This window comes from Paenibacillus radicis (ex Gao et al. 2016) (assembly GCF_014641555.1).
GTDB classification, from domain to species: Bacteria; Bacillota; Bacilli; order Paenibacillales; family Paenibacillaceae; genus Pristimantibacillus; species Pristimantibacillus radicis.
On sequence record NZ_BMHY01000006.1, the window covers coordinates 75,714 to 99,263 of the forward strand.

Here is a 23,550-nt window from a genome sequence, read left to right on the forward strand (position 1 = left end):
ATATAAGGATGCCCTTCGGCTAGAAGAAAGGAGAAAATATGGAAATCGCACGGAAAAGCAGCCTTTTCGCTTCACGCGGCTTGCTTGTACTAGGCTGCTTATTATTCGCAACAGCCTTTATATCCTCTACTTTAAACGCGTTTTATACAATAAACTCTCCTCTCTATGCAGCAGGAGCCATTGCAGCAGCAGTCATCATCATGCTGGCCGCCTCATATGGGCTTAATCGAATTGCATCCAGAGTATGGTTTACAATAGGCCTTATCGGCGTCGCTTTGGCTGCTAGACTCGTCTGGATACTCTGGATCGATACGCCGCCGGCATCCGACTTTTTATTTATGTACACGGCCGCACAAAGCGCAGCCGTTGGCGATTTTTCATTCAACGATACGGAATATTTCTCGGCGTGGGTCTATCAAATGGGCTTTACAATGTACGAGGCGCTTGTCATTTCTTTATTTAACGAACCGATGCTAATCCTTAAACTCATTAACGTATTTGTAAGCTCAGCTACCGTATGGATCGTCTACAAAGCGGGCTCCTCGGTGTTCAATGAACGGTCCGGCCGGATTGCAGGCTTTGCTTACGCTTTATATATGCCTAACATCATGATGTGCTCGGTATTGAGCAATCAGCATTTTTCCACCCTATTCTTTATGATGGGCTGTATGGTTGCAGTCGCAAAACGCTGGCAAACATCCCGCAGCCAGTGGCTCGTAATCGGACTTTGTTTCGGTCTCGGGCAACTGTTCCGCCCGATAGGCGGCATTTTTATCGCAGGTCTGGCTGTCTATTTGCTCATCTGCCATCTGCTGCCTCAATTAACCCGCCGGAGACTGTTCGTTTCTGTAACCAAGCTGGCTGGCGTCATTGCTGTTTTTTACGCGATCCAACTGCTTGTGAGCTCGCTGTTCATGCAGGCTGGCTATACGGAGTACCCCTTAACCAACCGCGAACCGTATTGGAAATTCATGGTTGGACTCAATGCTGCTACGGACGGAAAATGGTCGCTGGAGGATGGAAAGTATGTTCTCCAATATAAACTTGGCGAGGAGCGGGATGCTGCAGAGCTTGCCGTAGTGAAAGAAAGACTGCAGGATAAAGCCGCCGTCGCTGCCTTGTTTGCCAGAAAGCTCGTGTTCTTCTGGGGTGCTAAGGATGATGCAGCCATGTGGAGTCTTGGGGAAATGAACCTGCCTGTACTGCAAGCCAATGCGGAGCGTATCGAAAGGGCCTCCTACGCAGCAATGAGCCTGTTCGGAGTTCTCGCGCTCATTGCTTTGCTGAAGCGGCGTACCGTTTCCGGATCAACGCTGTTCCTCGTCCTTCTGCTTGGTTATGCTGCCATTCACTTGGCGATTGAGATTCAAGCCCGGTACCGGCTCGATTTAATGCCCGCGTTTATCATTTTGCAAAGCTATGGCGTCTATTGGCTGCTCCAGCGTCTGCGTAAATTCAAGGGTCATTAATGGCCGTTATTTCTCTATTCGGTATCAGATTTCCTTATTTCACTGATGAAAAGTGGAATTCACACGTGTAAGGTAAGAAAGTACATAAGGGCGGATATCGATTTCCTTATAGAGAAAAAAGTATCCTTATTTGCCGGAAATGTTCAGCAAGCAGCTTGTCCGAGAGAAATTAGAGAAAAATCTGCAATAATTAGCGAAGTTTGTTTCATAGTAACATTCGAACCGAGATGACCAAGTGCGAAAACGCAGTTTCCGGTGAGGCTGGGGCGGAGAAAAGTATAGCAGCAGCGCTCAACCTTCCATAGGCTGGTCTAGTCTAGTCAGCAAGAAGGATTGCCTGCTTCACAAAAAAATAAGGCAGTGACCGGCGTCCTCATAGGGACCTGGCCACTGCCTTATTGCTTTCTATTGCTCGTCCGCCACATAAAGGCTGATCTCGTGCTGCTGAGCCGCCTCTTGAAGCTCCGGACCGATCGGCACATCGGTAATGAATGCTTGCAGCTCGGAAAGCCCCGCAATCGAGAACAGCGACACTTTGCCTATCTTCGTCTGATCGAAGACGGCGTACGTCACATGCGAACGCTTGATCAGCGCCTTTGCAATTTGGGCCTCTTGCTCGGAGTAAGTCGTAATTCCGCCTGTTGCGGAAATGCCGTCGACTCCGATGAACATTTTGCCGATGTTCAGATGGGAGACCATCCCTTCGCCCAGCGGCCCGCAAAGCTCGAAGCTGTTATGCCGCATAATGCCGCCCGTAACAACGACTTGAATCGCGCTGCCTGCCAGCTCCATCGCGATGTTGACCGCATTGGTCACCACGGTAATGCCGCTTCGGAATTTCAGCTGCTTGGCGATCAAGTAATTCGTTGTACCTCCGGAGAGGCCAACGACATCCCCCTCTTCAATCAGCGAAGCGGCTTTCGATGCGATCCGTTCCTTCTCGTAAATCGACAGCCCTTCCCGCTCGGCAAAGCCAAGATCACGTACCGCATTCATGCCGTCGTACATTGCGCCTCCGATCGTACGAATGATCGGGTACAGCGACTCCATCTGCTCCAAATCCCGTCTAGCCGTCGCTTCGGAGCAGTCAAACCGTTCCACCATTTCCTGTATGGTAATGCGCCCCTGCTGCTTTAGCACTTGAAGTATCGCTTCCCGGCGGCGCTGGCCCTTCGATGCGGTCACGCCTATATCAGCCATGTTTAACGTTCCACCCACACTTTATCAGACATACGCTGCTCTACAGCGCTCCATTCTGGAAGCGCCTCCCAGTCACCGCGCATCTGGACGACCAGCGAGCCGTTAATACTGGCTAGTCCAACAGCTTGCGCTGGTGTCATTCCCCGCATAATGCCGGCCAAGAAGCCTGCGCAGAAGCCGTCTCCCGCGCCAACCGTATCAATGACCTTCTCTGCCGGATAGAATGGAACTAAGGTCTCTTTACCGTTGTCCAGCACAAGCGTTGTATCGCCAAAGCCCTTCACAATCGTCACAGCGTTTAGCTGAAGCAGCTTCTCTTTCACTTCTTCAAAGCTGTCCGTATTGTAGAGCAATTTCAGCTCGTCCCAGCCTGGCAGGAAATAGTCGGCCTGCTCCGCAATCGGAAGCAGCGTCTCCCGCGCTTCCTCGATCGACCAAAGCTTCAGCCGCAAATTCGGGTCAAAGCATACTTTGACGCCCGCTTCCTTGGCGATTTCGATCGCCCTGAGAACCGTCCGGCGGCTGCTCTCGCTAAGCGCCGTCGTAATACCCGTCACATGAAGCAGCTTCGCTCCGCGGATGTACTGCTCGTCCAGCTGCTCCGGCTCCATGCGGCTGGCGGCAGAATGCTTGCGGTAGTAATGCACGGCTGTTCTGCCGGCCACATGCTCGCGGAACATCATTCCAGTGGGTGCATCGCTGCTCAATATAGAACGGGACACATCGACGCCTTCGCCGCGAAGCGTCTTCAGAATCATTTTGCCAAACGGATCATCGCCCAGCACGCCGAACCAGCCTGCCGAGCCTCCCAGCCGCGCTATACCGATCGCGACATTGCTCTCGGCACCGCCGAAGCCTTGCTCCAGCACAGTTGCCCGCTCCAGCGCCTTATGCTCCGGCGGCATGAACAATGCCATCGATTCCCCAAAAGTAATGATGTCCGGTGATGTCTGATGCACGCTATTCTCCCCCTATATGACTGAAGCTCAATTGCATGTATTATTTGAAAATCGGGAATTTCATAAAGTAAATAACAACGACATAAAGCACAAGCACGATCAGACTGAATACGCGAGCCTTTGCAATATACGCCGTTGCGCTTTGGCCGTCCTGAATGGAAGAAACGATACGCTTAAGCGGCTTCGTCATAATGCCCGAAATTGCAGCGATTGCAAGGAACAGCAGCGTAACGATAATCATCCAGACGACTGTGTAATCATTTTGTGACATCAGATAGCCGCCTGTAAGCAGCTGTACGATCAAGAAATACTGGGCAATCCGGTTCGCTGTAACGAGACCGTCAGCAAGACCGCCTTGTCCGCCCCCATTAAGCTTGGACGCTCTGCCGACCATAAACGGCAAAACGACGTAAAAGCCCATTCCGACCGCTCCAAGCACGTGCAAAAATAACATCGTGTTAAACATTAAACTGCCTCCTACATCTTTAATTAATCTACCAACTAGTATACTAAATGATTGTAACAATTACAAAAGAAAGCGCTGCATCTATTCCGATTTGAAGCCGTATTTGTAAATGACCCCGTGGATGGCAAAATAGTCGACCTCATCCGGCAGCGCATCCTTAATCGGACGCAGCTTGTCCGCGCTCAGCTCGCGGATAACATCGATAATTTGCTGCTCGTATGACTCCGGAATTACACGGCTCCAATCGAGCTCCAGCCCTTCCTCAGCGCAGCGGATAATATGCCCCTCTACTGTGACCCGGCTCATTCCCCGTTCAGCAGCAACTTCCTGCGGGGACAGACCTGCATTGAACATCTCCAGCGACAAGACGTGGCTTGGCGAGCTGTCTGCTCCTCCTGAGGAGGCCGGGCGCTCAACTGGACGCCGGACAGCACTCCTCGCAGCAGAAGCAGCCGCAGCCGTTGCCGGATCTCCTGCAAATTGCTCAATAATGGCGAGCAGCTCTTCGCCATATTTGCCTGCTTTCGCAGCGCCGATCCCTTTCACTTGAAGCAATTGCTCTTCCGTTAAAGGCTGAACGTCAGTCAGCTCCTTCAGTGTCGCATCGAAGAACAGCATAAACGGCGGCACATTTTCCCTTGCGGCCGTCTCTTTGCGCCATTGCTTGAGCGCATCAAACAACGGCGACGACGCTGCACCGCTTGACGAGGCACTTCGCTTCACCGTCATTCGCAGACGCTGCATGACGGTCTCTTTGCCTTCCAGAACCGGCAGTGCGCTAGCTGCGAGCGAGACGGTTGGATACTGCCCGTCGCTCATGCGCAAATAACCTTCCGCGACCAGCCAATACAGCCAATCGGCAATTTCTTTCTCCGGCCAATTGTTAAACAAGCCATAGGTAGTAAGCCGATCAAGTCCAAACTCCAGCAGCCGTTTGTCTCTAGAGCCCTTTAACACTTTAGCCGCCATCGTAACGCCAAAACGGCCCCTCATCCGGCCAACGCAAGACAATGCCTTCTGCGCCTCCGACGTCCGGTCGACGAGCTCGCTTTTGTCTAGACAGCTGCTGCACTTGCCGCAAGGCTCTACGCCCTTCTCGCCGAAATAATCGACAATAAACTGCTGCAGGCAGCGCTGTGTACGGCTATAGTTCATCATCGTGTAAAGCTTGCTTTGCTGTACCGATTTGCGGTCCGTATCGCCGGTGCCTTGTTCAATCAAAAACCGCTGCACCTGCACGTCCTGCGGCTCAAACAGCAGCACGCATTCACTTTCCTCGCCATCGCGCCCAGCCCGGCCCGCCTCTTGGTAGTAGGACTCGATGTCGCCCGGCATTTGCCAATGAACGACGAACCGCACGTTTGGCTTGTCGATCCCCATGCCGAATGCGTTTGTGGCAACCATGACGCGAAGCTCGTCGAAGCGGAATCGCTCTTGAGCAGAAGCCCGGTCCGTATCCGACATTCCGCCATGATATTTGCCCGCAGCGATTCCTTTCCGAATCAACAGCTCTTCTACTTGCTCCGCTTCCTTACGCGTTGCGGTATAGATAATACCGGATTGCTCCTCGCGTTCAGCCAGAAACTTTTGCAGAAACTGCTTTTTGTCCCCGCCGCTTACGACGGAGAGAGACAGGTTCGGTCTAGCAAAGCCTGTAACGAACACATTCGGCTGACGCAAACCGAGCATTGCGGAAATATCCTCCGCAACCTCTGTCGTTGCTGTGGCTGTAAAAGCCGCTACAAGCGGGCGGTTGGCAAGCCGGCCGATCCAGCCAGCAAGCTGCCGGTAGCTTGGACGGAAGTCATGTCCCCACTGTGAGACGCAATGCGCTTCATCAATGGCGATGAGCGGAATGTTCATCTGCGCGGACAAGCTGTCGAACATCGGCGCATCTAATCGCTCCGGCGCGACATAGAGCAGCTTATATTCGCCGCTCATTGCCCGGTGCAGAACGTCGCGGTATTCACTGGCACTAAGCGAACTGTTCAAAAAAGCCGCCGGAACACCAATCCGATTAAGAGTATCGACCTGATCCTTCATCAGTGAAATGAGCGGGGAAATGACAAGCGTCGTACCCGGCAAAAGCAGCGAAGGTATTTGGTAGCAGACCGATTTCCCTCCCCCGGTCGGCAAAATAGCAAGCGTGTCTTTGCCCTGCATAATGCCGGAAATAATATCTTCCTGCCCCGGCCGGAAAGTATCGTAGCCGTATACTCTTTTCAGCTCTTCCTTTGCTTGCTCTAGCATCCTCATCCCTCCGTTTGTTTATCTAAATAGTAAAAGAGGACCCTGCAGTTAACTGTCAGGGTCCTCCCGAACTTGCTTTATAAGACTCGCAGGCTAATTCGTCGATTAAGCTGTTACGACTTCGATGACACTGCGAACGGACGCGGCGGATTTATCAAGCGCCGCTTTCTCGTCTGCTGTCAGCTCCAGTTCGATTACTTTCTCGATGCCGTCGCCGCCGATTATGGTAGGCACGCCCATGAACAAATCATCATAGCCGTATTCGCCTTCCAGCAAAGCGATAACCGGAAGAATCCGTTTCTTGTCCTTCAGTATCGCTTCCGTCATTTGAACGAGCGATGCTGCAGGCGCGTAATAAGCACTGCCGTTGCCTAGCAGGCTAACAATTTCGCCGCCGCCTACGCGTGCACGCTGCACGATGGCTTCAATCCGGTCAGCCGGTATAAGCTTCTCGATTGGAATGCCGCCCACGTTGGAATAGCGAACGAGCGGAACCATATCATCGCCATGGCCGCCAAGCACGAAGCCGCGAACGTCTTCGACGGATACGTTAAGCTCTTGCGCGATAAAGGTGCAATAGCGTGCCGTATCCAGTACGCCTGACTGGCCAATAACGCGGTTTTTTGGAAAACCAAGCGTTTGGTAGGCGACATAGGTCATCGCATCAACCGGGTTGCTTAGAATAATAACGTAAGCATTTGGGCTGGTTGCTTTTACGTTCTCGCAGACCGATTTCACGATACCCGCATTTGTATTCACAAGATCGTCTCGGCTCATGCCAGGCTTGCGGGCAATCCCTGCCGTAATAATGACGATATCGGAATCTTTTGTATCTTCATAATTGGACGTGCCAATGATGTTGGAGTCAATACCTTGAACCGGCGTAGATTCCAGCATGTCGAGAGCTTTACCCTTTGTAGGGTTCTCCAGCTGCGGAATGTCAACGAGAACCACGTCGCCCAGCTCTTTTTGCGCAGCCATTAAAGCTGTAGTCGCACCAGTGAAGCCTGCGCCCACGACCGTAATTTTTCTTCGTTTGATAGCCATTTCAGATATAACCTCCTCTGTAGATGTCAAAAGTCAGAAACTACATGTTTTTAATAACTTCGTCAGCGAACGCGGAGCATTTCACTTCGGTTGCGCCTTCCATCAGACGTGCAAAGTCATAAGTAACGGTTTTGTTGTTGATGGAAGCTTCCATACCTTTGTAGATCAGGTCAGCCGCTTCTTGCCAGCCCAGGTGCTCAAGCATCATAACGCCGGAGAGGATAACCGATCCAGGGTTTACAACGTCTTTGTCTGCATATTTAGGAGCTGTGCCGTGAGTCGCTTCGAAGATCGCGTGGCCAGTCAGGTAGTTGATGTTTGCGCCAGGAGCGATGCCGATGCCGCCTACTTGAGCTGCCAGAGCGTCGGACAGGTAGTCGCCGTTCAGGTTCAGCGTAGCGATAACGTCAAAGTCAGTTGGACGAGTCAGAACTTGTTGCAAAGCGATATCAGCAATTGCGTCTTTTACGACGATTTTGCCAGCTGCTTCAGCATCAGCTTGTGCTTTGTTTGCTGCATCAGTGCCTTCTGCTTCTTTAATGCGGTCATATTGACCCCAAGTGAAAGTTTGTTCAGCAAACTCTTGCTCAGCCACTTCGTAGCCCCAGTTTTTGAACGCGCCTTCTGTAAATTTCATGATGTTGCCTTTGTGTACGAGTGTAACTGTTTTTTTGCCGTGCTTGATCGCATACTCGATCGCAGCGCGAGCCAGACGTTTCGAACCTTCTGCGGATACTGGCTTGATGCCGATACCGGAAGTTTCAGGGAAACGGATTTTGTTAACGCCCATTTCGTTTTGCAGGAACTCGATTACTTTCTTCACTTCTGCAGAACCTTCTTGGTACTCGATACCCGCATAGATATCCTCTGTGTTCTCACGGAAGATAACCATGTCTACGAGCTCAGGACGTTTAACCGGGGAAGGTACGCCGTCGAAGTAACGCACAGGACGCAGGCAAACGTACAGATCAAGCTCTTGACGAAGCGCAACGTTCAGGGAACGGATGCCGCCGCCGATTGGCGTAGTCAAAGGACCTTTGATTGCAACGATGTATTCGCGGATTGCAGTCAGCGTATCAGCTGGCAGCCACTCGCCATATTCGTTGAATGCTTTTTCGCCTGCAAAAACTTCGTACCAAGCGATTTTTTTGCTGCCGCCATATGCTTTGTCAACTGCTGCGTCAAGAACGCGTTTGGATGCGCGCCAGATGTCGCGGCCTGTGCCGTCGCCTTCGATGAAAGGGATAATTGGGTTGTTAGGTACTTGCAGCAAGCCGTTGTCAATCGTAATTTGGTCGCCTTCAGTAGGAAGTGCGTATTTTTCGAATTGTGCCATGATTAGTATTCCTCCTAGAATGTTTGGTATGAAAAGCTGGCTGCGGCCCGAAGACCGCGGAAAAGGAGAACGAACGCCTGTCCGTTCCCTGCTCTCTTGGGCGCAATGGCCCGCACGGAATAAAAATTAACGCTGTTCGATCGGAATGTACTTGGCGTTGACCGGACCGACATAGTCGGCACGCGGACGGATAAGACGGTTGTCTTGGTATTGCTCCAAGATATGTGCGCTCCAGCCCGAAACGCGGCTGATTGCAAAGATTGGGGTGAACAAATCACGAGGAATGTTCAAATTCGTGTACACGGAAGCCGAGTAGAAATCGACATTTGGCTTCAAGCCTTTTTGGCCGGTAACCAATTCTTCGATTTTGATCGACATATCGTACAGCTCCATGTTGCCCGTCAATTTGCCGAGCTCACGGGACATATGCTGCAGATGCTTCGCGCGAGGGTCCCCGTCTTTGTAGACGCGGTGCCCAAAGCCCATAATTTTTTGCTTGTTGGCAAGTGCATTGTTGATATAGCTTTCAACGTTGCCGATGGAGCCGATTTCTTCAAGCATCACCATAACGGCCTCGTTCGCACCGCCGTGAAGCGGACCTTTCAAAGCGCCGATTGCGGAAGTTACGCCCGAGTAAATGTCGGAAAGCGTAGCTACCGTTACGCGGCCTGCAAACGTAGAAGCGTTCAACTCGTGATCAGCATGCAGTACAAGTGCTTGATCCAGCGCTTTAACCGCAACTTCCTCCGGCTCGTTGCCTGTCAGCATATACAAGAAGTTGTAAGCGATCGATACGCCTTTCTTCGGAGCAACAGGTTCCTTTCCTTCACGAATGCGCGCGAAAGCCGCGATAACAGTCGGGAGCTGCGCTTGAAGCTTAATTGCTTTCAGCTGATTAGCTTCCGGCGACATGTCGTTCGCGGTTGGATCGTATAGTCCCAGGCTCGATACAGCTGTACGAAGAGCAGCCATCGAGTTGGAATTTTGCGGATACAATTTGATTTGTTGAATGACTTGCGCTGGGATAGCGGCGTGCTCATCCAGCTTCGCTTGCAGCTCATCCAGCTCCGCACGGTTAGGAAGCTTGCCATACCACAGCAGATAAGCTACCTCTTCAAAAGTTGCATGTTCTGCAAGATCATCGATATTAATACCGCGATATGTCAGTACGCCATCAATTATGGAGCTGATGGACGACGAAGCGGCGACAATGCCTTCAAGACCTTTAGTGGCTGTCATCGTTTTCTCTCCTTTAACTGGAAATATAACCGAAATGTTAGGATTCGAGTAAGTCTTCACGCTATTAATCATAAATGATTTCGCGTATGAAGTGAACAAATCCGCACATAAAATTGCTTTATCGACGCCATAAATGATTTTTTATCACTTATACACGACATGCACACTCTGCTGCATTTTACCCTATTCCATGCCGAATTAATCATTAAGATCCTTTCATCGCCCGCCCCTGCCAATTGTGTTAGAATGAATAAATCAAATGACGAACTCTACTTTCACAACGGCGGAGGATCTAACATGACGGAACAACGGATCGGCATCATCGACATAGGCTCCAACTCAGTCCGGCTCGTCATTTACGAGCGGACGGCAAGCGGAGCGCATAGAGTCATCGACGGCAGCAAACGGCCGGCTCGCCTTAGCGAGCGCATCGATGACAATGGCAACTTAACGCAAGAAGCATTGCGCGAACTGCTTGGCACCTTGAACCATTTCCGCCTGATTTGCGCGCATAATCGGGTTGGCCATATTAGAGCCGTTGCGACGGCTGCCATTCGCAATGCTGCGAATCGGGATGAAGTGCTTGCAGCCATTCAGTCGGAAAGCGGCATCGCCATTGAACTGCTGTCAGGCGTAGACGAAGCGACTTACGGCTTTCTTGGCATGATTAACGCGATGGACGTGCAAGACGGCTTTCTGGTCGACATCGGCGGCGGAAGCACCGAAGTATCGCTGTTTCAGGGCCGGGAACTCGTTCAATCATTTTCTTTCCCGTTTGGCTGCGTCAATCTTCACCGGCGGTTTGCAGCTAAAGGCGGCATGCTGACCGACGAAGGCTTGCAGGCTCTGGAGCGTTATGTCGCAGAAGCTGTCGCAGCTGTGCCCTGGCTCACGAAGTATCCTTCTCTGCCGTTAATTGGCGTAGGAGGAACGGCCCGCGCACTCGGCAAAGTTCATCAAGCGGCTGTCAAATATCCATTTACGCAAACCCATAACTATCCGATGACCGGCTTGGCCGTAGACAATCTCTTCAATGAACTGTACCGCACCCCGCTGGATAAGCGCCGCAAATTTCCGGGCTTGTCCAAGGATCGGGCCGATGTCATCGTGCCCGGGCTCGCTGTCATGCGGCTTCTGTACAGGACGATAAAAGCTTCGCATTACCGGATTTGCGGTTCTGGACTGCGTGACGGCCTGTTTCATGATACCCGTTTTCCCGGACGCCCCAAACATCAGAATCCGCTGGCTTTCAGTATACAAAACTTAAGCGCCCTTCATCCGGCGGTGCCGCAGCAGCATGTCATGCAGGTCAATCGACTCGCTCTACAGCTATTTGATGAACTGCATCCGTCCCATCTGCTTGCCAATCGCGAGCGCATTTTGCTGGACGCAGCCTCAAGCCTGTTCCGGATCGGCGGCTCGATCGATTACTATGAATACGCCAAGCATACGTTTTATCTAATCGTCAATTCACATCTCAACGGGTTGTCACACCGCGAAATATTGATGATTGGCGCCATTGCCTCTTATAAAAGCAAGAACCGCGTTCGCCAGCAGCTCAATGATTATAAAGAACTGCTGAATGAAACCGACTTCGATACGGTCTACAAGCTCGGAACGCTGCTTCAGCTGGCTGCTGCGCTCGACCGCAGTGAAACGCAGGCTATCGGCAGGCTGGAAGTCGAACATGCTGCCGGCGGCCAGCTGCTTCTGCGGCCGGTGCGTTTTAGCGGATCGCTTACGCTGGAAAGACAGGAAGTCGAAGAACTATCGTCCGACTTCAAAAAATTATGGGGCACTGCCCCGTTATTGGATGAGACGGATTACACATAACTTTTCCATTGCGGGATAGCGCGAGCGGCAAATTGGCTGCGGAACGGCAGCAGCTCATTCACGACATGCGCATACGAACCGTTAGGCTGCAGCTCTCTTGCTTTGACATTGTCATTCAAGTTGAGCTGCAGCATATTAATAAGCGTCTTCCGAAGCTCAGGATCAAACACCGGGCACATCAGCTCGATTCTCCGCGTCAAATTGCGCGTCATCCAATCTGCACTCGACAGATAAACTTCCTCATCCCCGCCGTTATTGAAATACATCACTCTCGCATGCTCCAGAAAACGGTCAACGATACTGATCACTCTGATGTTTTCGCTCCGTCCAGGCACTCCTGGCCGCAAGCAGCATACACCCCTTACGATCAATACAATAGCAACACCTGCCGCAGAAGCTTCATAGAGCTTATCAATCATCTCCTGGTTGGAGAGCGAATTCATTTTGGCTATAATCCGGGCCGGTTTTCCTGCGAGAGCATTATCCCGCTCACGATCGATGAGCCTGAACAGCTTTTCTTTCAAATCACTTGGTGCCACGCCAAACGCTTTCCAATCATAAGGCGAGGAGTAGCCCGTCACCTCATTGAATAAGGCAGAAGCATCACCGCCGATTATTGGATGTGAAGTAAACAATCCGATATCGGTATACAACATTGCGGTACTATCATTGTAATTGCCGGTGCCGACATGTACATAGCGGCGCAGCGTTCCTTGTTCACGGCGAACGACCAGCATGATTTTGGCATGCGTCTTTAAGCCCACAAGTCCGTAGACGACATGGCATCCTGCTTTTTCAAGCTGTCTCGCCCATGCGATATTGCGTTCCTCGTCGAATCTCGCCTTCAGCTCGACCACGACGGTAACTTGCTTGCCCGACTCCGCGGCTTTAGCCAACGCTTGAACGAGCGCAGAATGACCGCTGACGCGATAAAGCGTCATTTTGATCGCCAATACATCATCGTCATAGGCTGCTTGCAGCACGAAATCGTTAACGGCTTCAAAAGACTCATACGGGTGATACATGAGAACATCCCGCTGCCTGACAACCTCGAACATATCGTCCGTCTCCTCAAACTCTTGAGGATAGACCGGATCCAGACGCTCATAGCGCAAATTGTCATGCCCTGGAATCGACAACGAGAATTTCATCAAAAAGCTCAGATCAAGCGGACCATCAATCTCGATTAAATTATCCTCGATCTCCAATTCTTCCTTCAGCAGTTCAAGCGCATACGGATGCATGCCCTTGTCAACTTCTAGACGAACCGGTATGCCCCATCGTCTCCGGCGCAGTTCTTTCTCAATTTCCGCGAGCAGATCCTCTGCATCATCCTCATTTAGTGAGAGGTCAGCGTTGCGCGTCAAACGGAATGGATGGACAGCTATCGGCGTATAGCCGTTGAACATCGTATCGATGTATTGCTCAATAATATCCTCAAGCAGCACGAATTCCGTTTTTTTGCTGTTCATTCGGCCTGGCAGAGGTACAAAGCGCGGTAAAATGGAAGGCACTTGAACGATGGCGAAGAGTGGTTCTTCGTCTTCTGGTTCGTTAGTTTTACTGAGCAGTACCGATAAATATAACTCTTTCGTATGTAGCAGCGGAAACGGCCTGCTCTGATCAACCGCCATCGGGGTAAGCACTGGGAACACAATTTCATGAAAATATTCGGATACCGCTTTATTTTGCGAGATGGTCAACTCATCGATTGAACGGAGGGAAATGCCTTCGCGGCCCAGCGCACGGAATACTTCCCGGTAGGTTTTATACTGGTCATGCACCATCTGGGTCGAGCGCTTAATCAACCGTTTCCATAGACCTGCAGGCGTATAGCCGGTAAAGTCTGTCCGCGTATAGCCGGCGCGTATCTGGTCTTGAATGCCTGCTACCCGCACGCTCATAAATTCATCCAAATTGCTGGATACGATTGCCAGAAACTTAACCCGCTCTAGCAGCGGATTATTGACATCCTGTGCTTCCTGCAGCACTCTTCGATTGAACTCCATCCAACTTAAATCCCTGTTGACATAGTGGGACAATTGTTTATTCATGAACAGACGCCTCCCCTGTTATGCCCCTATTATGAAGGATGACTATTATAGGTATGTTAATGAATTGTAAATATGAAGTAAATCCTACCATCTGCCTATCGTGAAATTACCATTTCTCATTCTTTTCTCCAGCCAGCCAAGCAGCAGCCTCCGGTACCAAGGCCTTGTCAGCGGAAGAAGAAGCGTGATGCCAATGATGTCGCTAAAGAAGCCGGGGATAAACAGCAGCAGTCCGCCAGCTAATACACATAATCCGTCAAGCAGCATCAGACCTGGTATTTGCCCTTCCTGCATAAGACGCTGTGCTTCAAACCATACTTTGCGTCCTTCCATCTGAGCCAGATAAGCGCCAAGCAAGCTGATCAGCAAAATGAGAAAAAAAGTGTTCCAACCGCCGATTTGGTTGCCAACCTGCACTATGCCCCAAAACTCCAACGCAGGAATAAGAATAACGGCCGCAATAATGATCCATTTCGCCAACTTATTAGCCCTCCCCTTGCTCTCGCGGCCAAGCGCGCAGCAATTCATATAGCTCCGGCAACGCTTTATCGAGGCGGGTCGGCCGCCAGCTTTCATTGACCCAGACATGCCGGGTTCCCCCGCTTACGAGCCGCTCGCCGGGGAGCTCTTCCTCTGATCCATAGCTTCCCGCGTGCCACTGTTCCGTATCCACCCGGCGCACCTGCGATTCGAAAGCAAGCCTGACAGGGGAAAAATCAGCAACCCTCGTACACACCAGTACTTGATCATCGTAACGCGCCGGCTGCTCATATCGGCATTGGAGATCTACGACAGGAAGCAGCAGACCTTGCTGCTCAATCGCTTTATAGTCATAGCCAGCCGCGCGAATCAGCTCCGTTCGGCCGATTTCAAACCAGGTAACATAATTGCCGTGAAAAACGACGCCCATCTGATCGGTTTCCTGATACCGGACCCGAAGCGGATGAACGAACCATTGCTTGTCCGCCATTATTTCGATATCCTTCCTTTCTGACAGAGCCGCTCCGCAGCCTTATTTTGAACAAAAGCGACGGTGCTTATCGCACCCTCGCTTCTGGTATTCTCTACAATTGTAGAGGCTATGGAATTACATGACTTTAGATTGTCCGGAGTAGATAACGCCAGTTTCGCCATAGAGCGTAACTTCCATTCCGTCTTGAAGCAGCTCAGTTGCGCCTGCGATTCCGAGAATAACAGGAATGCCGAGGTTGATGCCGCATACCGCTGCATGGCTTGTAATGCCGCCTTGCTCCGTAATAACAGCAGCCGCTTTTTCAAAAGCAGGCATAAATTCGCGGTCCGTCGATACGGTTACGAGAATGTCGCCTTTTGCTACCTTAGCATTTGCTTCCTCTGGTGTGCGTGCGACAACAACTTTGCCCGTAGCCGTTTGGCTGCCGATGCCTTGTCCTTGTGCGAGCAATTCGCCGATATGATGAACTTTGATCAAGTTCGTAGTGCCTGCGCGGCCAACTGGAACGCCTGCCGTAATGACAATCGTATCGCCAAGGGCAATCAGACCCGTGCTTTGTGCGCCTGCTACTGCGATTTCAACCATTTCGTCTGTTGTTTGTGCGTTTTCGCCGAGAACTGGTGTAACGCCCCAGATCAGAGCCAGTCTCTTCATTACTTTCTCATCGTTAGTAACGGCGATGATTGGCGATTTCGGACGGTATTTCGATACCATACGAGCTGTAAAGCCGCTTTGCGTCGACGTTACAATTGCTTTCGCGTTCAGATCAAGTGCGGAATTGGCAACCGCTTGGCTGATCGCTTCCGTAACCGTCGTCTGTTGCGCGTTTGCTTGTTTTTTGAAGATTTCACGATATTCAAGAGCCGCTTCTGCGCGCTCTGCAATACGAGCCATCGTTTGAACCGATTCTGTCGGATATTTACCAGCAGCTGTCTCGCCGGAGAGCATGATCGCATCCGTGCCGTCAAAGATAGCATTCGCTACGTCACTCGCTTCAGCGCGAGTAGGACGCGGGTTGCGCTGCATCGAATCCAGCATTTGCGTTGCAGTAATAACCGGCTTGCCAGCACGATTACATTTTGCAATCATCGATTTTTGTACCAAAGGTACTTCCTCAGCTGGAATTTCTACGCCAAGGTCACCACGGGCAACCATCAGACCGTCGGACACTTCAAGAATTTCGTCGAGGTTGTCCACACCTTGTTGGTTCTCGATTTTCGAAATAATTTGAATGTGGCTTGCATTGTGACGCTCAAGCAGCTCGCGAATTTCCAATACGTCGCTTGCTTTGCGGACGAATGAAGCGGCGATGAAGTCGACACCTTGTCCGATACCGAAGATGATGTCATTCGCATCCTTCTCCGTAATACCTGGCAGCGAGATGTTCACGCCTGGAACGTTAACGCCTTTTTTACTTTTAATCGGGCCGTTGTTAACGATGCGGCAGATGATTTCCGTGCCTTTCACTTCTTCAACGGTCAAGCCGATCAGGCCGTCATCGATCAGAATCGTCGAACCGATCGTTACGTCATTCGGCAAATTGTCATAAGTAACCGGGATACGCGTACGGTCTCCCAGAATTTCTTCCGTCGTCAGTGCGATCGTGTCGCCTTGAACGAGTTCAATCGGCTCTTCTTTCAGCTTGCCGAGACGAATTTCTGGTCCTTTCGTATCAAGAAGTACCGCTACCGAAGTACCGAGTTCTTGATTCGCAAGGCGAATGTTTTTGATACGGTTGCCGTGCTCTTCGAAATCGCCGTGAGAAAAGTTAAGGCGGGCTACGTTCATGCCGGCATTAATCAGCTTTTTCGTGTTTTCCAGCGATTCGCTGGATGGTCCGATAGTACATACGATTTTAGTTTTGCGCATTGTTAAGTTTCCTCCGTTTAAGGGCCTACTGGTCATTAATAAAATTACATTATTACGGGCGGCTTGTACAGTGAAAATGCTGTAAATGCCGCCCGTAACCTTTATACTTGCGCCGATTCCGCTTCAATACCGGAAGCTGGCTCCTCTTCGCCTTCTGCAGACGGAGCATTTTCCTGCTGAAGCTCGGCCGCTGCCGGCGCTTGCTCAGCCGGTTCAGCGATGCGGAATTCACCGATTTTGCGGAATTTCTGGTAACGGTCCTCAATCAGCTCCTCCGGCGTCAATTGAAGCAGCTCTTGCAGATGATGCCAAAGCTTCTCCTTCAATTGATCAGCCGTAAACGCCAGATCCCGGTGGGCTCCGCCCTGCGGTTCCGCTACGATATCCTCAATAATCTCGAATTGCAGCAAATCTTTAGCCGTAATCTTCATCGCCTCAGCTGCCACGTCCGCTTTGGAAGCATCCTTCCAAAGGATCGATGCGGCGCCGTTTGGCGAGATTGCGGAGTAAATTGCGTTCTCTAACATGATTACCCGATTGCCGACGCCAAGCGCCAGCGCGCCGCCGCTTCCGCCTTCGCCGATTACAACACAAATAATCGGCACGCCGAAGCCCGCCATTTCCCTTAAGTTACGCGCAATCGCTTCGGATTGGCCGCGCTCCTCAGCAGTATTGCCTGGATAAGCGCCTTTCGTATCAATAAAGGTAATAATCGGGCGATTGAATTTATTCGCTTGCTGCATAAGGCGAAGCGCCTTGCGGAAGCCTTCCGGATGGGGACTGCCGAAGAAACGGGCGATATTATCGCGCGTATCCTTGCCGCGTTGATGGCCGACAACCGTAACTGGCAAGCCGTTAAACTTAGCCAAGCCGCCGACAATCGCCAGATCGTCTGCAAACAGCCGGTCGCCGTGCAGCTCCATGAAGTCCGTAAATATCGCCTGAATGAAGTCAAGCGAGGTTGGACGCTGTTGATGACGGGCAACATGCATTTTTTGCGCGGCCGTCATCTCGCTGTACAGCTCTTCTTCCATCTGCTTGCATTTCTCTTCCAGCCGCAAGATTTCTTCCGTGAAGTCCATACCATTGTTCTCGGCAAGCTTCTTCAGCGTCGCAATCTTGTCCCGCAAATCACTGAGCGGCTTCTCGAACGGAAGCTTTTGTTCACTCGGCATGTGACAAGTCCTCCCTTACGATATGCATATCAAGCAGCTTCGTTAACGTTTGCTTCATATCCTTGCGGTGCACAACCATATCGAGCTGGCCATGCTGCATATTGAATTCAGCCGTTTGGAAGTTGTCAGGCAGCTTCTGGCGAATCGTCTGTTCAATAACGATTCGGCCCGCAAAGCCGACAAGCGCTCCAGGCTCGGCCAAATTGTAATCGCCAAGGCTCGCAAAACTAGCCGATACCCCGCCCATTGTCGGATCGGTAAACACCGAGATATAGAGTCCGCCAGCACCTTGGAACTTGGAGAGCGCAGCGCTCGTTTTGGCCATTTGCATCAGGCTGAGAATACTCTCCTGCATACGTGCCCCGCCCGACGTGGAGAAAATGAGCAGCGGAAGCTTCTTGGCATGCGCAGTCTCGATCGCACGGGTAATTTTTTCCCCGACGACCGAGCCCATGCTGCCGCTGAAAAAGTCGAAGCTCATGACGCAGACCACGATCGGAAATCCGCCGATTGTGCCTTCGCCCGTGACAACGGCTTCATTTAAATTCGGATTTTTCTCATATTGCTGCTTAAGCTTGCCGGCATAACCCGGAAATCCAATCGGATCGACCGATACCATATCAGTATCGTATTCATACAAACGCCCGTCATCAAGCGTCATCCCGATCCGTTCCCAAGCGCTCAGACGGTAATGATGCCCGCATGACGAGCATACTTTTAAGTTTTTATCCAATTCTTTGCTGTACTGAATATTGCCGCATTTGGAGCACTTATTCATTAGGCCTTCTGGGATGTCCCGCTTCGGGCGTTCAATCGCCGAGGCCGATCCCGAAGGAATGGTTGCGTATTTCTTTTTCGAAAATAAGTCCTTAATTTGCACAGTAGTGACACCTCTCAAGGCGCAATAGTATATGGTTGTCCATTACGGCTGGATGATGGAATTAAAAACTTCCTGCACTTCCTCCAGCTCGCCTGACGGGACCAAAATCTCATATTGCTGTTTAGACAGATTAACAGGACGGACCTTTACGAGAAATCCTTCTTCCGTAAGCCGCTTCTTGATGTTATCCGCGATTTTTGCGGTGGGTGCGATGTAAATGACCGTCCACATTATGGTACCCCCTGAAAAACGTTGCGCCGACCTTTCAGATGTCGTTCCAACCTGCAAGTGTCGGCAACAGGCCATATGATGTCATAATGATACCATAGTCATGGGGAATCCGGCAAATCATATCGGTGCGCCTTCGGGTCCTGATGGGCAATTCTCGCCGATGCAGCGGCTGCAAGTCCGGCCACAAGATCATCAAGAAAGACATGAATTTTCTCGCCTTTCAAGTTGAGCTGGCGAATAATACCGGGCTTTACTTTATCCAAATATCCGAAACTCGTCAAGCCAATCATGCCATAAACGTTCGTAATTCCGAGCGCCAGCGTCTCATCAACGCCGTATAATGACTCATCGGTTTCCATAATCGCCTGCAGCGGCTCGGGCAGCAATCGCCGCTCGGCAAGCTCATCTAGCGCAATGCCTGTAAACAGCACATACTGCACTTCCCGCTTGCCCAGTACGGCCCGAACGCTTTCCTCGCATTCCGCGATGTTCAAATCCGGATTATAGGGGCGCTGCAGTGTATATACGATTTCCGCAATGTCGTCCACGCTTACTCCGCGCTTCAATAGCCAATTCTCAATTCCGGATGTCATATCCATCCATCCCTTCCGCAAATGCTTGTACGTCATGACGCGACGCAAGCTGCGGGCAAAAAGGGCCAGCGTTCCAAACACCGGATTCGGCGCCTGGCGCTGCATTCGCCCTTATTGCCGCTTGTATCTCTAAATGTATGCGGAAGGCCGGCCGGTTGTGCATGGCAATTGCCGATAGGGGAAAATTTTTCGGACGAGCGGCATCCTATTTGACCGCCACCGAGCCCGGCCCAAGCAGCTGTTCAATGGCTGTAAACAACTGCGGGGACGGCTTCACCCGGTAGCTGTCGCTTAATGCAATCGACTTCTGGCTCCGCTCGTAAAAAAGCACCGTGTCCAGCGGACCAGCATGGCCCCCAAGCAAGCTCTGCAGCTTGTCGAGCGCTTCTGTCTGTTCGCTGGCTGCGCTGATTTTAATATAGACGCGCTGCTGCTGCCGCTTGCGCGGCTCCGCTGCGGCGCTTACTGGCTGAGCCGGCCGCTCCCGAACCGGAGTCGCAGCTCGTGCTGCCGACTGCTTGGATGCCAGTTGCACCGGGGCAGTCTGAGCAGTCGTTTGCCGCGCCTGCTGTGCCGATGCAGTCTGGGCAGCAGGTGTCCGGCCTGCTCCAGCCGCCATCCGGGATGCGCGGGACGCCGCTTGACGGCGCATCGCGCGCACTTGATCGGCCATGCTTTGCGCTTGGTCGCCCACCCTCTCTAGCGGAAGGACATCCTCAACGATGAGCTTCACTTCATCCTCCTGATGCTGTACGGTCGCCGAAACGATAGCGAGCCCGCCTTTTTCCAACCGATCGGAGCACCGCTTCCATACGGCGGGAAAAACGACAGCCTCGACCCGCAATATGCGGTCCTCCAGCTCCAGAAAGCCCATTGCATTGCCTTTCTTGTTCATGAACGGCTTCAGCGAAACGATTCGGGCCCCTACGATTACGGATGCTCCCTCCGCTGCTTCGGTCAAATCTACCATTCGCTCCAGTCCTAGCGGTTCAAGCTGTTCCTGAACGGCATCGAGTGGATGGCCAGACAAATACAGCCCCAGAAGCTCGCGTTCCAGCTCCAGCTGTTCCCCTGCAGTATAAGGGCGGATATCCGGCATCTCGACATCCCAGTTCTGCACTTCATCGAATCCGAACATCTCGATTTGCAGCTCTTCCCGTTCCTTGCGCCATTTCAATGCCGCCTCTACCGTCTCTTCAAGCACAGCGAGCTGCTGCGCGCGGTGACCCGGCACCGAATCCAATGCCCCGGCTTGTATGAGCGATTCCAGCACCCGTTTGTTGACGACGCGCAAATCGACGCGGCGGCAAAGGTCTAGCAAGCTTTCGAACGGCCGGTCGGCACGTTCCCGCTCCAGTGCTTCGATCGCTTGCGTACCGACATTCTTCACGGCTGCCAGTCCGAACCGGACCGCTCCCTCTACAGGCGTAAAGGTAACGCCGCTTTCATTGACGTTAGGCGGAAGCACCTCAATGCCCATCCGCCGGCATTCATCCACATACTCTGCGGTTTTACGCTGATTACCCGTTACCGAAGCCAGCATTGCTGCAATAAACGGAACCGGATAATTCGCTTTCAGCCATGCTGTCTGGAAGGCCAGAACGCCATATGCGGCCGCATGGGCACGCGGAAAGCCATAGTCGGCAAAACGGACGATCATATCGTAGACCAGGTTCGCATCATCCTCGGAATAGCCCTGCCCGAGACTGCCTTGAACGAAGTGAGCACGCTGCTCGTCCAGCACCTCGCGTTTCTTCTTCGACACGGCACGGCGCAGTAAATCGGCTTCGCCGAGCGAGAAGCCTGCCATCGCCGAGGCGATCTGCATAATTTGCTCCTGATAGACGATAATGCCGTAAGTATCAGCCAATATCGGCTCCAACGAAGGATGCGGATACTCCACTTCTACCGTGCCATGCTTGCCTTGAATATATTTCGGAATAAATTCCATCGGGCCCGGCCGATACAGCGCTAGCACCGAGACGATATCCTCGAATCCGGAAGGCTTCATCTCCCGCAGCACCCGGCGAACGCCAGTGGACTCTAATTGAAAAATGCCCATCGTCTCGCCGCGCCCCAGCATCTCATAAGTCGCCGGGTCGTCGTCCCGAATATGGCGGAAATCGATATTTATGCCGTATTGCTGCTTGACCCAGCCGAGCGCCCGCTCCAAAATCGAAAGCGTACGCAGCCCGAGAAAATCCATTTTCAGAAGGCCAATCGCCTCCAGATGCTCCATCGAATATTGCGTCAACACGGAATTCTCGCCGCCTGACTGGAGAGGCACATAATCGGTCAACGGCCCCCCGGCCAAAATAACGCCGGCCGCATGCGTGGAAGCATGCCGCGGCATTCCTTCCACCTTCAGCGCCATCTTCAGCATTGCATCCGTCTTCGGCTGACGCTCGCAAGCTTCGCGCAATCCGTCGCTTTGCCGCAGCGCCTCCTCCAGCGTAATGCCAAGCTGATTCGGTATTAGCTTGGCAGCGCGATCCACCTCGGCAAACGGCACGTTCATTGCGCGGCCGACGTCGCGAACCGCAGCTTTTGCGGCCATCGTCCCGAACGTAATGATCTGCGCAACATGATCGTCGCCATATTTGGCAGCGACATAAGCGATGACCTCGTCCCGCCGCTCGTCGTTAAAGTCGATATCGATATCGGGCATCGTAATCCGCTCCGGATTGAGAAAACGCTCGAACAACAGCTTGTACTTCAGCGGATCAACGTCGGTAATACGCAGCGTATACGCAACGAGGCTGCCCGCCGACGAGCCCCTGCCCGGGCCAGTTCGGATGCCCTGCTCATGGGCAAAACGGATGAAATCCCATACGATCAGAAAATAATCGTTGAAGCCCATTTTATCGATGACAGATAGCTCGTAGGCTAATCGTTCCTCTGCCTGTTTGCGGGCGTCCGAGCCGTCTGTCCACTCCGCAATACTCGCATATCTGGCGTGAAGGCCGTCCCAGCAAAGCTTCGCTAAATAATCGGCCGAAGACATGCCATCCGGCACCGGCCGGAACACCGGCAGCTCTGCACGGCCAAACGTCAGCTCAAAGCCGCATTTATCGGCGATTTCCGCCGTATTGGCAATCGCCTCCGGCACATGACGGAATAAGAGCTCCATCTCTTCCCCGCTTTTCATATAAAGCTGATTGGTCCCCATCCGCATACGGTCCGTATCCTCAACCGTTTTGCCCGTTCCGATGCAGAGCAGCACATCCTGCACTTCAGCATCTGCTTGTGTCAAATAATGGACATCATTGGTTGCTGCCAGCTTAATGCCGGTATCCCGCGCAAGCTCGATCATCGCCATTGCAACTTTTTTCTGCTCCAGCATGCCATGATCCTGCAGTTCCAGATAGAAATCGTCGCCAAATATAGCTTTGTACCGAAGAGCCGCTGCGCGCGCCTCATCCGTCCGGTCATGCAGCAAATGCTGCGAGATTTCGCCGTGTAGACAGGAGCTGAGGCATATTAGCCCCTCCGAATGGGCGGCAAGCGTCTCCAGATCGATGCGCGGCTTGTAGTGAAAACCTTCCAGATGACCGATGGAGCAAAGCTTCATCAGGTTTTTATAACCAGTCTCGTTCCGGGCCAGCAAAATTAAGTGATAAATCGGATTTTCCTTACGGGTTCCTTTTTCCCTGCGCGAGCCCGCAGTAAAGTACATTTCACAGCCGATAATCGGCTTGATTCCCCGCTCCACGCATGCCCGATAAAAGGGGATAGCCCCGTACATCACTCCGTGATCCGTCAGCGCAAGCGCCTTCATACCTAGGCTGGCCGCATTGGCAGCCAAATCGCGGATACGGGCGGCACCGTCGAGCAAGCTGTATTCGCTATGGACATGCAAGTGCACAAATGATGAGTTTTGACTGCTTTCGTTACCGTTCATCCCGAACCCTCCCTTACCGTTCACTATTCTATTCTTCTATTTTATCATAATACCCGCAGCACCGCCCATAGAATG

At 52.1% G+C, this 23,550-nt stretch carries 18 protein-coding genes; 2 read left to right on the forward strand and 16 right to left on the reverse strand.

Annotation, left to right across the window (positions count from 1 at the left end; translation table 11 throughout):
- Positions 1-38 precede the first annotated feature (38 nt).
- Positions 39-1,469, forward strand: a complete 1,431-nt coding sequence (locus IEX98_RS16690; RefSeq protein WP_188890353.1) for a glycosyltransferase family 39 protein — start codon at positions 39-41, stop codon at positions 1,467-1,469.
- Positions 1,470-1,874: 405 nt separating this feature from the next.
- Here the strand turns inward: IEX98_RS16690 and IEX98_RS16695 are convergent, their stop codons facing one another.
- The 7 genes from IEX98_RS16695 to citZ all read right to left on the reverse strand — a co-directional run bounded on the left by IEX98_RS16695 (position 1,875) and on the right by citZ (position 9,966).
- On the reverse strand, positions 1,875-2,669 hold the full coding sequence (locus IEX98_RS16695; RefSeq protein ID WP_188890354.1) for a DeoR/GlpR family DNA-binding transcription regulator: 795 nt from the start codon (positions 2,667-2,669) through the stop codon (positions 1,875-1,877).
- 2 nt (positions 2,670-2,671) lie between these two features.
- Positions 2,672-3,628 carry a sugar kinase gene (locus tag IEX98_RS16700; RefSeq protein ID WP_188890355.1) on the reverse strand — a complete coding sequence of 319 codons (957 nt, stop codon included), beginning with the start codon at positions 3,626-3,628 and terminating at the stop codon, positions 2,672-2,674.
- A gap of 40 nt (positions 3,629-3,668) precedes the next feature.
- The gene (locus IEX98_RS16705) at positions 3,669-4,094 is read right to left on the reverse strand and encodes a hypothetical protein (RefSeq protein WP_188890356.1); all 426 of its coding nucleotides are present in this window, start codon (positions 4,092-4,094) and stop codon (positions 3,669-3,671) included.
- A gap of 81 nt (positions 4,095-4,175) precedes the next feature.
- Positions 4,176-6,344, reverse strand: coding sequence for a DNA helicase RecQ (gene recQ / locus IEX98_RS16710; RefSeq protein WP_188890357.1), 2,169 nt, complete (start codon positions 6,342-6,344; stop codon positions 4,176-4,178).
- 105 nt (positions 6,345-6,449) lie between these two features.
- Positions 6,450-7,391, reverse strand: coding sequence for a malate dehydrogenase (mdh, locus tag IEX98_RS16715; protein ID WP_188890358.1), 942 nt, complete (start codon positions 7,389-7,391; stop codon positions 6,450-6,452).
- Between the two features lie 40 nt (positions 7,392-7,431).
- Complete coding sequence (gene icd / locus IEX98_RS16720; RefSeq protein WP_188890359.1) at positions 7,432-8,727, reverse strand: NADP-dependent isocitrate dehydrogenase; 1,296 nt, start codon at positions 8,725-8,727, stop codon at positions 7,432-7,434.
- A gap of 126 nt (positions 8,728-8,853) precedes the next feature.
- On the reverse strand, positions 8,854-9,966 hold the full coding sequence (citZ, locus tag IEX98_RS16725) for a citrate synthase (RefSeq protein ID WP_188890360.1): 1,113 nt from the start codon (positions 9,964-9,966) through the stop codon (positions 8,854-8,856).
- A 297-nt stretch (positions 9,967-10,263) separates the two neighbouring features.
- Between citZ and IEX98_RS16730 the strand changes: the two genes are divergently transcribed.
- Positions 10,264-11,799, forward strand: a complete 1,536-nt coding sequence (locus IEX98_RS16730) for a Ppx/GppA phosphatase family protein (RefSeq protein WP_188890361.1) — start codon at positions 10,264-10,266, stop codon at positions 11,797-11,799.
- On the opposite strand, the gene ppk1 is transcribed toward IEX98_RS16730, so the two are convergent.
- From ppk1 to IEX98_RS16775, 9 genes are all read right to left on the reverse strand, one after another.
- Complete coding sequence (gene ppk1, locus IEX98_RS16735; RefSeq protein WP_188890362.1) at positions 11,790-13,853, reverse strand: polyphosphate kinase 1; 2,064 nt, start codon at positions 13,851-13,853, stop codon at positions 11,790-11,792. The genes IEX98_RS16730 and ppk1 overlap by 10 nt on opposite strands.
- An 84-nt stretch (positions 13,854-13,937) precedes the next feature.
- A complete protein-coding gene (locus tag IEX98_RS16740) occupies positions 13,938-14,333 on the reverse strand; it encodes an FxsA family protein (RefSeq protein ID WP_188890363.1) in 396 nt (131 codons plus the stop codon).
- Between the two features lie 4 nt (positions 14,334-14,337).
- Entirely contained in the window at positions 14,338-14,823 is a 486-nt protein-coding gene (locus IEX98_RS16745) for an acyl-CoA thioesterase (protein WP_188890364.1), read from the reverse strand.
- Positions 14,824-14,940: 117 nt separating this feature from the next.
- Positions 14,941-16,695 carry a pyruvate kinase gene (pyk, locus tag IEX98_RS16750; protein WP_188890365.1) on the reverse strand — a complete coding sequence of 585 codons (1,755 nt, stop codon included), beginning with the start codon at positions 16,693-16,695 and terminating at the stop codon, positions 14,941-14,943.
- Positions 16,696-16,796: 101 nt separating this feature from the next.
- Entirely contained in the window at positions 16,797-17,870 is a 1,074-nt protein-coding gene (locus tag IEX98_RS16755) for an acetyl-CoA carboxylase carboxyltransferase subunit alpha (RefSeq protein WP_188890366.1), read from the reverse strand.
- Positions 17,860-18,750: an acetyl-CoA carboxylase, carboxyltransferase subunit beta gene (accD, locus tag IEX98_RS16760; RefSeq protein WP_188890367.1), complete on the reverse strand. Its 891-nt coding sequence runs from the start codon at positions 18,748-18,750 to the stop codon at positions 17,860-17,862. Before accD ends, IEX98_RS16755 begins: the two co-directional genes overlap by 11 nt.
- A 42-nt stretch (positions 18,751-18,792) precedes the next feature.
- Positions 18,793-18,981, reverse strand: a complete 189-nt coding sequence (locus IEX98_RS16765) for a hypothetical protein (protein ID WP_042164979.1) — start codon at positions 18,979-18,981, stop codon at positions 18,793-18,795.
- A gap of 98 nt (positions 18,982-19,079) precedes the next feature.
- On the reverse strand, positions 19,080-19,574 hold the full coding sequence (locus IEX98_RS16770) for a phosphatidylglycerophosphatase A family protein (protein ID WP_188890540.1): 495 nt from the start codon (positions 19,572-19,574) through the stop codon (positions 19,080-19,082).
- Between the two features lie 205 nt (positions 19,575-19,779).
- The gene (locus tag IEX98_RS16775; protein WP_188890368.1) at positions 19,780-23,475 is read right to left on the reverse strand and encodes a DNA polymerase III subunit alpha; all 3,696 of its coding nucleotides are present in this window, start codon (positions 23,473-23,475) and stop codon (positions 19,780-19,782) included.
- Between the last annotated feature and the right edge of the window lie 75 nt (positions 23,476-23,550).